General features: G+C 63.0%; 13 protein-coding genes. 7 read left to right on the top strand and 6 right to left on the bottom strand.

Annotated features, from left to right (window positions below):
• Nucleotides 1-20: 20 nt before the first annotated feature.
• From ABD832_RS22315 to ABD832_RS22300, 4 genes are all read right to left on the bottom strand, one after another.
• Nucleotides 21-1,667, bottom strand: coding sequence for a replication initiator (locus ABD832_RS22315; protein WP_344898514.1), 1,647 nt, complete (start codon nt 1,665-1,667; stop codon nt 21-23).
• 44 nt (nt 1,668-1,711) lie between these two features.
• Complete coding sequence (locus ABD832_RS22310; RefSeq protein WP_344898513.1) at nt 1,712-1,918, bottom strand: hypothetical protein; 207 nt, start codon at nt 1,916-1,918, stop codon at nt 1,712-1,714.
• Nucleotides 1,918-3,324 carry an FtsK/SpoIIIE domain-containing protein gene (locus ABD832_RS22305; protein ID WP_344898930.1) on the bottom strand — a complete coding sequence of 469 codons (1,407 nt, stop codon included), beginning with the start codon at nt 3,322-3,324 and terminating at the stop codon, nt 1,918-1,920. Before ABD832_RS22305 ends, ABD832_RS22310 begins: the two co-directional genes overlap by 1 nt.
• Before the next feature lie 135 nt (nt 3,325-3,459).
• Nucleotides 3,460-3,738, bottom strand: a complete 279-nt coding sequence (locus ABD832_RS22300) for a hypothetical protein (RefSeq protein ID WP_344898511.1) — start codon at nt 3,736-3,738, stop codon at nt 3,460-3,462.
• 407 nt (nt 3,739-4,145) lie between these two features.
• Between ABD832_RS22300 and ABD832_RS22295 the strand changes: the two genes are divergently transcribed.
• The 4 genes from ABD832_RS22295 to ABD832_RS22280 all read left to right on the top strand — a co-directional run bounded on the left by ABD832_RS22295 (nt 4,146) and on the right by ABD832_RS22280 (nt 9,064).
• Entirely contained in the window at nt 4,146-5,381 is a 1,236-nt protein-coding gene (locus ABD832_RS22295; protein WP_344898509.1) for a pentapeptide repeat-containing protein, read from the top strand.
• Nucleotides 5,382-5,532: 151 nt separating this feature from the next.
• Nucleotides 5,533-7,557, top strand: coding sequence for an outer membrane protein assembly factor BamB family protein (locus ABD832_RS22290; protein WP_344898508.1), 2,025 nt, complete (start codon nt 5,533-5,535; stop codon nt 7,555-7,557).
• An 88-nt stretch (nt 7,558-7,645) separates the two neighbouring features.
• Nucleotides 7,646-7,840, top strand: a complete 195-nt coding sequence (locus tag ABD832_RS22285; protein WP_344898507.1) for a pentapeptide repeat-containing protein — start codon at nt 7,646-7,648, stop codon at nt 7,838-7,840.
• Between the two features lie 99 nt (nt 7,841-7,939).
• A complete protein-coding gene (locus ABD832_RS22280; protein ID WP_344898506.1) occupies nt 7,940-9,064 on the top strand; it encodes a pentapeptide repeat-containing protein in 1,125 nt (374 codons plus the stop codon).
• Nucleotides 9,065-9,635: 571 nt separating this feature from the next.
• Here the strand turns inward: ABD832_RS22280 and ABD832_RS22275 are convergent.
• Both ABD832_RS22275 and ABD832_RS22270 read right to left on the bottom strand, forming a co-directional pair.
• Nucleotides 9,636-10,157 carry a hypothetical protein gene (locus ABD832_RS22275; RefSeq protein ID WP_344898504.1) on the bottom strand — a complete coding sequence of 174 codons (522 nt, stop codon included), beginning with the start codon at nt 10,155-10,157 and terminating at the stop codon, nt 9,636-9,638.
• Between the two features lie 134 nt (nt 10,158-10,291).
• Nucleotides 10,292-10,768: an ATP-binding protein gene (locus ABD832_RS22270; RefSeq protein ID WP_344898503.1), complete on the bottom strand. Its 477-nt coding sequence runs from the start codon at nt 10,766-10,768 to the stop codon at nt 10,292-10,294.
• Nucleotides 10,769-11,298: 530 nt separating this feature from the next.
• Between ABD832_RS22270 and ABD832_RS22265 the strand changes: the two genes are divergently transcribed.
• From ABD832_RS22265 to ABD832_RS22255, 3 genes are all read left to right on the top strand, one after another.
• A complete protein-coding gene (locus tag ABD832_RS22265) occupies nt 11,299-12,180 on the top strand; it encodes a helix-turn-helix domain-containing protein (RefSeq protein WP_344898501.1) in 882 nt (293 codons plus the stop codon).
• Nucleotides 12,173-12,355, top strand: a complete 183-nt coding sequence (locus ABD832_RS22260) for a DUF397 domain-containing protein (RefSeq protein ID WP_344898499.1) — start codon at nt 12,173-12,175, stop codon at nt 12,353-12,355. Before ABD832_RS22265 ends, ABD832_RS22260 begins: the two co-directional genes overlap by 8 nt.
• Nucleotides 12,356-12,528: 173 nt before the next feature.
• The gene (locus tag ABD832_RS22255; RefSeq protein ID WP_344898497.1) at nt 12,529-12,666 is read left to right on the top strand and encodes a helix-turn-helix domain-containing protein; all 138 of its coding nucleotides are present in this window, start codon (nt 12,529-12,531) and stop codon (nt 12,664-12,666) included.
• Nucleotides 12,667-12,808: the final 142 nt, after the last annotated feature.

Here is a 12,808-nt window from a genome sequence, read left to right as displayed (position 1 = left end):
AGCGCGCTTATTTCACCCGCCTAACAGGACATCACCATTTCCTGTTTAGAGAGGCATTCCTCAGCCTCAGGAGGCGGGTCGATCTTCGCCCGCGCTTGTAGGTCGGCCAGATGCGCCCGCCAGGCTTGCGCCCGCGCCACCTCCCGCAGCAACCGCCCCCGCCGTGTCGGCAGCGAGGTATCCCCGGCCCGGATGGGGCGCCACAGGTAGCGGCCCGCCTCCCGCTCTGCGTCGCCTCTCTCGGCCAGGCCCAGCACTTCCAGCACCCAGGCCCGCCGCTCGTGGCGGTGCTCACGCAAGGACTTGCCCGACCACTTGCGCGAGGCCAGCACCCGCCGCCCGCCATAGCCCAGGTGTTCGGGCTTGTGCGCCTTGCCCCGACACCGGCCCGGGACCATGCCCGGCTTTGCGTCCTTCGGCTGCACCCCATAGCGCAGCCAGTTCGCGCACCGAGGCGAGCACGGCTCATAACGCAGCGCTTCCACCAGCCGCGCCGCATGCGCCGCCCGATCGTGATCCTCCGGCCCGATACCCCCGCCCAGACTCTTGGTCAGATACTTGGCCAGGTAGCGAATCCGCTGATCGGCATCCGAGGTTCCGGCCAAGACGCCTTGCATGTCCATCTGGTCACCGAACCGGACCACGTGCAGCGGGACGGCTTCCTCATCGGCATCCAGGCGATCCAACGCCTCACCCCACGAAGGCAGCACCTCACCCGTGGAGGGATCCACATACGCCCCGGCGCCTTCCAGATCACCATCCAGGGCATCGCCGTTACTGGCCACCCACGCCGGCAGGCGATCACCGGAGAAGCGCACCTCATCGCATGAGGGCCACCACACTTGGTGGTAGGTCGCTGCGACGATCTGCCGTAGGTCCGCCCGTGAGACCGTGCCTCGCACCGCCATGTGCAGATGCACCGCCAAGCGCCGTTGCGGCTCCACACTCGCGAAGTACTGTGCGTCGAAGCCCGCGACCCGGCGAAGGTTCTGCACGAACCGATCGACCAACCGGCCGAAGTGGATCGCATCCCGCGCGGCCCGCCGGTAGTCATACACCGCCGGATCGACCGGCACCCCGTTACGCACCCGCCCGTAGGACGGCAGCGTCAGCGTGATGAACATGCTTGGTCGAAACGCCCGCCCATCTGACCCGGTGAAGGTCTGCCCCAGCGTCGTACGCCGCATCACCCGCCGAGGCAGATCCGGCGCATCCTGACGCCGCCGCGTCGAGCGCTTACGAGAGACCGCCCCCGCGCGCCCCCGCACATCACCCCGAAGCCCCGTCGCTTCGATAGCCGCATCCAGGTCAGCAATCGCCTGGTCGATCGCATCGGTTGACTCACCCAGCGCCGCCGCCTCAGCGCGCCAGCCCTCCCACTGCGCCCGCACCATCACCAGGTGCCGCTGTTCGTCGGTGGCCGCCGCCGGATCCCGCACCGGCTCAGACTCCAGGTGCCAGCCCTGACGGCACTGAACCGCCCGCAGAGCCCGCGCCCGCCGAGCACAGGGCGGACACTTGCTCTCCAGCGTCGCCCCGCACGGCAGGTGCACGATCTCTGCCGCACTGCTGCGCGTGTCGGTCACCCGCATCGGGATCGGGTACAGACACACCCCGTTCTCAACCGCGATCTGTTCGACGACCTCTGTCGCGAGCGTCTGCGCCATCCGTAGCGCCCGCGACACCATCCCCGTGGACTGTCCGACCTCCGTCAGAGCGCCCACCCCTCGTACGGGTCGTACTCGCCCGCCATCTCCGCCCCGTCCGGCGTCGGACGCTCAACCTCCATCGGGTAGAAGATCGCTTGATGTCCGCACGCCCCGCACTCGGCCAGCCCGCGCAGCACATCCACGAAGATGTAACCGACCGCCCCGCAGGTCATGCAGCCCATCTCAGCCAGGTATCCACTCAGCCCCATCAGCGCCACGCCTCCCGTACGTCCGAGTACCGCATGATCATGTTCTTGATGTCGTCGTCACTGACGTAGGCCGCCCGCACCCGCAACGGCTCCGGCGAGGTCTCCAACCGCACGAACGCCACCCCCGCACCGACGCTTGGGTCGTCCCGATCACGGGGGATCTGGTCGGCCAGTGCTCCCCGGTCCCGCGCGCCGTCGCCAAGCACCATGTCCACCTGTTCGGCCTCATCCAGGCGAAGCGCGATCTTGTCGGGGAACAGGTTGCGGATATTCATGACCTCTTTGCGCGGGTCCTGCAACGCGGCCATCACCCCGACGCCGACCGCCCGGCCTTGCGTGGTCAGCGTCGCCAACGCCGCCATGATCCGCAGCTTCAGACCCTTGTCCGGCTGATAGGCGGTCAGGAACGCCACCTCATCGACCATGACGAGAATGAACGGATCTTCGATGGTCGGCACGTGCGAGCGCCGCACCCCGGCGTAGCGGTCCGCCCGTTCCTGCATCACCTCTACGGCGCGCTCCAGCAGCTCCGCACACTCCAGTGGAGTTGCGGCGTACTCGTTGAACAGGTCCTTGCCGAAGGACAGTTCCATGCGTTTGGGGTCCAGCCCCCACACCTGAGCCAGCCCCACATCCATCGCGGGCAGCAGCCCCCGCACCGTGCCCCACAGCCATGAGCCCTTACCCGCGCCCGTTGCCCCCGCGATCAACACGTGCGTGCCGTGCACCTTGAGACGGTAGGGCGTGCCGTCCTCACACAAGCCGATGTTCACCGTGCCCACCACCGGCCGGTTCGGGATCGGCCGCGCCCGCAACACCTTGGCCAACGGGTCATACCGGGGGAAGGTCAGCATCAGCCATCCCGGGCGAGGCGACGAGATCCGGCACCAGGGCGAGCCGAAGCCGTGAGCGAGGTTGGGCGCCCGCGCCGCCCAGTCCTCATCCGACTGGCCCGCCAGCATCCGCACCGTCACCACATCGGCCCACGATGAGCAGGTCACCCGCAGCAGGTCCGGCGTGTAGGTGCGTCCGTTGATCGACCGGCGCAGCCCCGTCACCGCCAGCACCGAACCCCACCGGCGCCGGTACACCCACATCCACCGCCACCAGGCCACCAGCGGCCAGCCGATCACCCGCATGCCCGGCACGGGCCACAACCCCGCCCACGTGCTGACCGCGCAGAGCAGCGCCACCACGATGATCGACGCCAGCCGCACCCCGAGTGCGTAGACCATCCCCGAGACCAGCGCCACCAGCGAGCAGGCCACCGGGTGACGCACCACCAGATGCACCACCCCCACCACCAGACGCCACAGCATGATCAACAGCGTCACAATGGCCGGAGTGCGGACCACGGTCGGCGCGAACACCACCGCCGTCTCAGGCGTGGTCGAGACCAACCCCACCTCTTCCGAGCCCGGTAATCGGCGCAGCAAAACAACCCCTCCTATCGTCGTTGAGAAATGCGGACAGGCCGCAGAACGAAAGAGCCGATAGGGCGGGGGACGCCCATTCATCGCGGCGGCCCCCGCCTTACCCGCTTAGGGGGTAATGGGGTCGCGTCCCTTTGGAGCCTTTACCGGCATCGGGACCGGGCGGATACCCGTCGCACGATACGACAGTGCGATTTTGGCGCCGTCAAGCCATGGCGTGATCGTCAGCCCCTCCAGCACCAGGGGCACGAACGGGACACCGACCGCCGCCAGCTCCGCAGGCAGCTCAGGCAGTACCGGCATGTCCGCCGCAGCGATCTTGAACTGCATGGACTTGTTCGCGGCCCGCGCGGCAGGGTCCGCATCCAGCACCGAGACCGCCCACATCGGCAGCCCCGTCTCCTTGTCGCGTTGCTGGACCTTCCGAGTAGGCGTAGACGCCTCAAAGTCCGCAACCGCTGTCACTTCCCCCGAGGCGAAACAGCCATACGGGAAAAGATCTTCGAACCGTACAGGGATACGTCCTCCCTGTAGTGCCAATTGCAACTCCCTTGTTCGGTGACGTGTGAATGATCCAACGGCCGCGCCTTATCGCCGGTTCCTCCCACGGCGTACCGACTACGATTACGGACACCCATAAGTGCCGTAGCCGTCCTCATGGCCGATATGCAACTCATCAGTAACAAAAGGTGTCGCCCTCACCAGCGACGCACACAATCCCCTACTAGTATGGGATTGTCATGTGATGCACGTCACACCACATCCGAAACGGTCGTTTGATCTATCTTTGGAGCATGTCCACTTCGCCCCCACATGACAACAAAACACCCGCCCGATTAGCGCCATGGGTGAACCGCATTCTGCGCCGCCGCCCGCCTGTTCATGATCTCGATGCCCTCACCGCCAAGGAACGCCAAGACCTGATCGACGCCCGCCGCCACCGCCGGTTTCGCACAGCGGTCATTGTCCTTGCTTCGGCCGGTGTGCTGTTGGGCGTCGTCCACAACCTCAAAACCACCCGGGAGCAGCAGACCGCCGACCGCTACACCAAGGGCGTCGAACAACTCGGCTCACCTGTCAGTGAAGTTCGACTCGGCGCCATCTACGCCTTACAGCGCGTCGCCGACGACTCTCCACGCGACCGCCTTGCCATCCGCAACGTCCTTACCGCGTTCGTCCGCAACCACGACCTTTGCTCAGCGCAGCCGCCGAAAGAGTGCGACAACAAGCCGGTCAAGCTATCGGCGACACCGCACACAACACCACTGGCCGCCGATGTCCGCGCAGCCCTTACCATCGCACCAGCCCTCAAACCGCCCGGTGACACAGCACCGGCTGACTTGTCCCAGGTGCGGTTCCCCACCGCGATCCTGGCTGAAGCGAACCTCAGTGACGCCAACTTCAACGGCGCTAACTTCAACGGCGCCGATCTCAGCGGCGCGAACCTCAGCCGATCATGGATGGAAAACGCGAAGCTGACCGGAACGAGCATGTTCCGCGCGAACCTGACGAACACACACCTGAGCTATGCGGACCTGAGCAATACGAACCTGTTCGGTGCGACTGCGATCAACGCGAAGCTAGGGCAGGCGACACTAACGCGCGCGAGCATGATCGATGCGAATCTGACCAATGCGACCCTCATCAAAGCGCACTGCGCCCACGCGAATTTCGGCGGCGCCACCCTCACCGGCGCAAAACTGATCCACGCGGACCTAAACCACGCCGACCTAGCCCACGCCGATCTCACCGGCGCAGACCTCACCGGCGCGGACCTGAAAGACGCAGACCTCACCCGCGCAGTCCTGCCCAGGACAAACCTCAGCGATGCGAATCTGACCGGCGCGGACCTGACCGGCGTAAGCCTGGACCATGCGAATCTCACCGGCGCCAACCTAACCGGTGCAGACCTAGGCGGGGCGATCCTGACCGATGCGGATCTCACCGGCGCGATCCTGACTGGAGTCAAAGGCATCACGGCGGATCAGGTCAGGAACCAGGCATTCACCGATGCCGATACCAAGTTCTAATCATTTGTCATACTACCTAATTGCGGCCAAAGCTATAGAGAATGGACATTGCTCTCAAGGCGGTATATGTCGGGCAACGCTTGTGGAGATCCGGTTACGACCTTGACGTGCAACGTATGCCTCACCATGAGGCGGCACCACAATAAGAACCATGGGTGGGCAGCAGGAACACAACCGGCGATGGTGGCACAGGCAGCCATGGATAGTCGCTGGACTAGCGCTTTGCGTGTTGGCGCTAGGGCTGTGGTTTTTCCTGCGCGCCTTAGGCTTGGAGACCGCAGCCAATATCGCCGGACTGATATCCCTGATGGGGACTGTGACGGCAAGCGTGGTCGGGTGGGTGCGCTCTCGGAACCAGGTCATAAGCCCACAGGTCGAGCACACCACTCCGGCGACGGTGGCGGAGCTGCTGGAAACCATCACCGAAACCATGGACCGTGTCCAACACTCCATCGACCGGCAAAGATCTCTAGCCGACGGCCTCACCGAGATGCGCAACCGACTCACACAAGCCGCAAGCAGACTGGGCAGTCAACGCCAAGTCCTCCGCCAGCAACTCGCCGACCACCAGTCGCCGCCCCCCAGGCTGGCAAGCATGGGCGCCGCCGAACGGGAGCAACTCAAAATTGAAAACGCCCGACTACGTAACGAGCTGACCGACACGCAACAACGTTTGGAAAAAGCCGAACGATTGCGTGCCAGGGTAGAGCAACGGCTAGCGGAAGCTAAAGGCCGATGCACCCAAGCCGAACAGCTTCATCAACAGGCGCGTGCGCAAGCCGAAGATCTCGCCCGTCGCCTCGCCAACCTAACAGCCATCTCAGTCCCCACACCTATGGCTCCTACCAGCCCCGAACCAATCACCGGTCCCCAACCACTCATGGGAGAAACTGACCAACGGGTCGCTGACCAGATTTTGCGCCATGTCGACCAGATGCTTCAACAAGAGACCAGCACTCTAGATCGAGCCCACGATGACCTCGCCAAGAGCGCAGTCACCATCGACCAACTCGATATGACCATCCTCCCGCCTCAGCCGTCGACAAGCCGTCCACCAAGGATGCTGATCGCCAGCGCGGCCGTGGTCGCCATCGGTGCTTTACTCCTCGCGAGCTTGCTGCCGCAAATCTTCCAGCGCACAGACCAACCACACGCCTCCCAACACCCTGAGCAGTCACACAAGCCAGCCAGCACACCATCCCGCCACACCGGGTGGATCTACACCACCCGCGCCGGGGTCTTCTCCAGTCCGGCGGTGGTCGATAACACCGTCTACGTCGGCAGCAGCGACGGCAACGTGTACGCGCTGAACACCACCGACGGCACCAAACGCTGGACCCACACCACCGGCAGTGACGTTGACTCCAGTCCGATAGTGGTCGGTAACGCCGTCTACGTCGGCAGCCGCGATGGCAAGGTGTACGCGCTGAACACCGCTGACGGCACCAAACGCTGGACCCACACCACCGGCAGCGCCGTTGTCTCCAGTCCGGCGGTGGTCGATAACACCGTCTACGTCGGCAGCCGCGATGGCAACGTGTACGCGCTAAATGCCGTCAATGGCATCAAACGCTGGACCCACACCACCGGCAGCGCCGTCGAATCCAGCCCGGCGGTGGTCGATAACACCGTCTACGTCGGCAGCAGCGACGGCAACGTATACGCGCTAAACACCACCGACGGCACCAAACGCTGGACCCACACCACCGGCGCCGAGGTTTTCTCCAGTCCGGCGGTGGTCGATAACGCCGTCTACGTCGGCAGCCGCGATGGCAAGGTGTACGCGCTGAACACCACCGACGGCACCAAACGCTGGACCCACACCACCGGCAGCGCCGTTGACTCCAGTCCGATAGTGGTCGGTAACGCCGTCTACGTCGGCAGCCGCGATGGCAAGGTGTACGCGCTGAACACCACCGACGGCACCAAACGCTGGACCCACACCACCGGCAGCGCCGTCGTCTCCAGTCCGGCGGTGGTCGATAACACCGTCTACGTCGGCAGCAGCGACGGCAACGTATACGCGCTGAACACCGTCAACGGCACCAAACGCTGGACCCACACCGCCAGCGACGACGTTAACTCTAGCCCGGCGGTGATTGGTGACACCGTCTACATCGGCAGTAACAACGGCAAGGTGTACGCATTGAACGCTGCGACAGGCCGGCCTGATTAACGAGGCAGAAATCTGTTGTTGACACCCATCGGTCACGACATCCAGAAGTGATGTGTACTGCCGAATTAATTTTTTATTAAGGTCCAGCATGATCGACGCGAACCTGACCCGAGCCGACCTGACCGGCGTAAGCCTAGACCGCGCACATCTCAGCGGCGCCAACCTCACTGGCGCAGACCTAGGCGGAACGATCCTGGCCGGCACGGACCTCACCGGCGCCAAAGGCATCACAGCGGATCAGATCAGGGACCAGGCCGTCACCGATGCCAACACCACGTTTTGAGCACCGCATTATTGAACTGCACTTATATGAGAATAAAGCAGACACGGTCAGTTAATCGGTTCTTATGACTACTGGCCGTTTGGTCCCTACCGTTGAACCGTGCCCACTTCACACCCTCAACGGCGGGTCACCCGCACCTTCACCAACCTGTCGCGCCGCCCTTCTGTCCCAAAGGGCAACGAGCCGCCCGCGCTATCACCCCAGCCACCCGCAACCCCGTGGTTCGACCGCATTTTGGGCCGCCACTCACCTATCACCCCGCCCAGTCAGGCCGAGCTCGATGCTCTCTCCCCCAAGGAACGCCAAGAACTCTTAGATGCCCGTCATCAACGCCCCCTTCAAACACTGACCACATTCGTTACCTCAGCTGGTGTCCTACTGAGCATCGTACTCACCGCTTATGGATTCAGCTATACCTCTCAAACCCTCAGAGCGACCCAAGAAGGACAGATCACTGACCGGTACACCAAAGCCGTTGAACAACTCGGCTCGCCTGCCGTCGATGTACGACTTGGTGCTATTTACGCGCTTCGGCGCATCGCCATCGACTCCCCTCGCGACCGCGTCACCATCCGCGATGTCCTTGTTGCGTTTGTCCGAAACCATGACCTTTGTTCAATCAAGAAACCGCCAAAGCAGTGCAAAGAAAAGTTGATTGAAGACCTTAGTAGAACGTCTTCAGTGCGGTTAGCTACCGACGTCTACGCAGCCCTCGCCAGCGTGCCCATGCTCACGACTATCTACGACATACCATCCGACTTTTCTCAAGTGCGCTTACCCAAAGCTCTCCTGTCTCGCGTGAATCTGTCCGGTGTGAGTTTGACGGAGGCTAACTTAACTAACGCGTACCTGCGCCGCGCGAATTTGAGCGGAGCATACATGATCTATACAAACCTGAGTGGCGCTGATCTGATCGACGTTAATCTTACCGGCGCATACCTAGCCGGTGCGGACTTAACCTCTGCGTACCTGAACTACGCAAATCTGACCAAAGTTAATCTGATAGAAGCGAACTTGAAGAAAGCGTCTTTGCGCTACGCAAACCTGGCTGCTGCCAACCTGCGCGGAGCGCAGTTGACCGATGCGAACCTAACCGATGCCAACTTGACCGGCGCAAACTTGACCGGTGCGAACCTGATCGGCGCAAACTTGGCCAGAGTCAGAGGGATAACCCCAGACAAGATTCGGGAAGTGGCGATCACTGACTCCACCACGAAGTTCTAGCTCTCACAGGACAGGGGATGTACTCCATACCTACACCAGCACATGGAAATACGTGTTGGTTGGGGATGCGCCCCTACATTGCCGAATTGTTCTTATCAGTATCAAGCGGGGCGGCAGCGCTCCGCGCCGCCGCCCGGCGGGGCGTGACCGCCCCCGCCGGGCAGACATCGGGACCGGGCATGCGGCGTGGCCGCCGGTCCCGCCCCGCGCCCGCCCAGCGGGAACGGTCAGACCCCGCCGCCCGCCGCACCAGCCACCCGCCGCACCGACCGCACCCGCCGACCGGGGACGCGCAGCCGCCCCAGACCCAGGACTCCGCGATGACGTACACCCGCGCGGTACGTCATCCATAAGACGTACCGACTCCGTCATGCCAACACCCGACGTGAGGCCGCTTCGACTGGCAGGCCCCAACCGCTACGCGGCCCCTTCGGGGTCCTTTGGATTGGCGCCGGCCCGCTCCGCTCCGTGATCTTGAAAGGCACCGCGGACTCACCTAGTTGATCTTGATCGCTGCTCATGACACGACAAAGCCGGACCCTCCCTATGGAGAGCCCGGCTTTGCTACGTCCTACGCCTGGTACTCGGCAAGCACCTGCCGCCGCTTCTCTTTGGTAAGCGTCAGTGACCGGCACGGAGGACACCGGCACTTGTGCTTGCGGTACGCGGGGGACGTCCCGTGGGGCAGGTTCGGATCTCGGACGCTCATTAACAGCCGATTGATCCGGCCACGCCAAAGATCATCCATCCTTCCCCAGATCCAAAAATGCCTCACCCTGAACCCGTACCTCTGTGCCACCTTCGCCAGCGCATCCGCCCGAGCCCCGGTCGTTGCGATGTCTTGGAGGATGCGAGCCTGTAACTCCCTGTCCTTGTACGGCGGCATCCCGACATGCAGCGACCGTAGAACCTTCCCGTGCCGACTGGCCGCCTCCACGACGGCACGGTCAAACTCTTGATCCTTATGGCGGCAGACCAAGGCCGTCAGCTCTTTGACCTCCGCCCTGGCGCAAGCTTCCTTGAAGCTCAGCCCGGAGGCGAGACCACCAATGATGGCGCGCTTTCTGGCGCTGTCATTGATCAGCAGATACATCTCATGTCCACCTCATGAACGCTTCCGATGGTGGGCCGGAGAGATCCACACGTGCGCTCCATCGTGCGGATCTCCCCGGCGAGGTGCGACGGCCTACACGCGGGGATGGCGCACCGCCGCACCAGCTCTAAAGATCAGTGGGGAGCGTGATTCCAGGCGAGATGGAACCAGAGCGCACGGCCTATCTCCGGGTCATAGTCGGTACCCCAGCCGTCCGAGAGCTGATTCACCCAGGCCAGACCCCGCCCGCCAAGGTCCTCATCCTCCGCCGGGCGCATGGCGGGAACGTTGACCAGTGACCCAGGGTCGATCACCTCGATGTAGATCATGCCGCGACCGATACCAACGCCCACCGTGATCAACCCATCGGGATCACTGCCGGAGTCGCTGTAGAGGAAGCTGTTCGTAACGACCTCACTGACCAACAGTTCGACCGTCTCCAGCAGCTCCCCCGGGACGTCATGCACGCACAGCACATCCACCACCCACCGACGCGCCTGCCCCGGCACTTGTGCGTCGCCGCATCGGAAGTTGCGAGTCCCCACGATGCGTAACCCGTCCCAGCGCCGGACCATCGCTTCTACCGCGCTGTAGACGTCCTCCCGGCTCACTGTGCCACCTCACGAATCAGGTCCGCCGCGTGAGGCGCGAGCGCCGGTACCGACTGCTTAGCGTCCCGCCCCCAGGTGAACCACCAATCCCTACCGCGCCGCACTGCCATGACCCGCGTCGAGAAGAGGGGAAGGGAGGGAGAGACCAGCAGCACCGGCTCTCCTCCTACCGGCAGCTCCACAGACGCCCTCATGCCACGTTCGTGCAGGTCCCACGCAAGCCGTACGAGGTGGATGAACTGCTGTTCTTCCCGGTGCTCTTGCGGATGTCGCGCTGCCATAGCTCACCCTTCCGGATGGTGAATTCGGTGACGAAATGACCGCATAGCGTTACCGCACCAACACTCACAGAGCGTTTGGTGACGCTGTCTCGGTGTTGCTAGAGTCAAGCATCACGAGGCCCCGATATGCAAGCTTTCATTTCGAGGCTTCGAAATGAGAGTCGGACATTGCAGGACGAACCTTCGGGTGCTTTCATTCCGGGTGTACGGATGCCTTCATAGCGAGGGGTAGCGAGGGGGAGGTGGGCGATGCCAGAGGGCGTCACAGGCTCAACGGTGCCGCGCAGACAGTTAGGGCGGTATCTCCGTGATCTACGCTCGCAAGCACGCCTGACGGTCAAGGCCGCCGCGTCCAGGTTGGAGTGGAGCGAGGCGAAGATCTGGCGAATTGAGACAGGTCAGACATCGCTTCGATCCTTGGATGTCGAAGCAATGTGCAGGATCTACGGCGCAGATTCCGATCTCACGCAAGGGCTAATGGGTCTAGCTAAAGAGACCAAAGCTCGCGGATGGTGGCATGCGTACGGTGATGTGATCCCGGAAGGCTTTGATCTATACATCGGATTAGAAGAAGCCGCTTCCGAGATCGCTTGGTACGAGTCAGAGCTAGTTCCCGGCTTGCTGCAAACTGCTGACTATGCGAGCGCGGTGATCAGCGCCGATAATCCGGGCGTAGATGATGCCGAGATCGAACGTCGCGTACATCTACGCATCGCTCGGCAGACGTTGCTTACCAGGGTTACAGCCCCGCCAGCACTGCGCGTCGTCCTGAACGAGGCTGTTCTCCGCCGCCCCATCGGAGGCGAAAAATCGATGGCGCGTCAGCTTGCCCACCTGCTAGATGTTGGTGAGCTGCCCAACGTCGCGATCAAGGTGATGTCGTTCAACCGTGGGCTGCACCCCGGCATCATGTCGGGGCCATTCGTCACGCTGCGGTTTCCCATCAACGGCGATGGCAAGGAGACGGAGCCGACCACCGTATATGTAGAAGGCTTCACAGGAGCGCTCTACTTGGACAAGGAGACCGAGGTTCAGCGTTACGGTCTCGCTTTTGATGGCATCTGGAGCGCTGCGCTAAACGAGCAAGAATCAAGAGACCTTATCTCGCAGGTGGCAGGGAGCTATGAATAGGGACCTAGTTTGGCGAAAAAGTAGCCTAAGCGGCGGACAGCAAAACTGCGTTGAAGTCGCACAGATAGGCGATTCCGTGGCTGTCCGGGACTCTAAAGACCCTGACGGACCTAGGCTCACTTTCACCCGTAGCGTCTGGCTGGACTTCGTCGCAGGTCTGAAGGGCCACGCGTAGATCTCCACAACAGAGCAGGACCGGCTTTCCATAAGGGGAGCCGGTCCTGCTCTGTTGTGTGGGTTCGTCCATCGAAGAAGGGGGGCCGGAATACGGAAGAAAGACACCACGGGCAGCTTGGCGCAGGCGATTGGGAGTTCCGCGCTCGCGACTGCATCGGCGGCCGAAGGCCCGTGGTCGATGACGACAAGCGCGCCGCCATCCTCGCCCGCCGCGAGCGCGGCGAGTCCATCCGCACCATCGCCATCGGCGTGGGGGTATCGGTCGGCGTCGTCCACAAGACCCTCACCGAGGCTAAAACCGCCTTGTAACCAAGAGTTGATACTGGCGTCCGCGTGGCGTGCCGCATTCATCGGCCGGTCCCCGTCCGGTGATCTAGAGTGGGGGTGTCCGTGCCATATGGTCCGCCGGTGGCATGGGGCGTATCCCCTCGAAGACTCCGCACGCAGAGGT

It is taken from the genome of Streptosporangium longisporum (assembly GCF_039534895.1).
GTDB classification, from domain to species: Bacteria; Actinomycetota; Actinomycetes; order Streptosporangiales; family Streptosporangiaceae; genus Streptosporangium; species Streptosporangium longisporum.
This window is presented reverse-complemented; position numbering and strand designations above follow the sequence as displayed.

Bases quoted from the DNA above. Each gene is read 5' to 3' on its own strand.
- ABD832_RS22315 (WP_344898514.1), bottom strand. From the start codon at position 1,667: ATGGCGCAGACGCTCGCGACAGAGGTCGTCGAACAGATCGCGGTTGAG.
- ABD832_RS22310 (WP_344898513.1), bottom strand. From the start codon at position 1,918: ATGGGGCTGAGTGGATACCTGGCTGAGATGGGCTGCATGACCTGCGGG.
- ABD832_RS22300 (WP_344898511.1), bottom strand. From the start codon at position 3,738: ATGTGGGCGGTCTCGGTGCTGGATGCGGACCCTGCCGCGCGGGCCGCG.
- ABD832_RS22295 (WP_344898509.1), top strand. From the start codon at position 4,146: ATGTCCACTTCGCCCCCACATGACAACAAAACACCCGCCCGATTAGCG.
- ABD832_RS22290 (WP_344898508.1), top strand. From the start codon at position 5,533: ATGGGTGGGCAGCAGGAACACAACCGGCGATGGTGGCACAGGCAGCCA.
- ABD832_RS22285 (WP_344898507.1), top strand. From the start codon at position 7,646: ATGATCGACGCGAACCTGACCCGAGCCGACCTGACCGGCGTAAGCCTA.
- ABD832_RS22275 (WP_344898504.1), bottom strand. From the start codon at position 10,157: ATGTATCTGCTGATCAATGACAGCGCCAGAAAGCGCGCCATCATTGGT.
- ABD832_RS22265 (WP_344898501.1), top strand. From the start codon at position 11,299: ATGCCAGAGGGCGTCACAGGCTCAACGGTGCCGCGCAGACAGTTAGGG.
- ABD832_RS22260 (WP_344898499.1), top strand. From the start codon at position 12,173: ATGAATAGGGACCTAGTTTGGCGAAAAAGTAGCCTAAGCGGCGGACAG.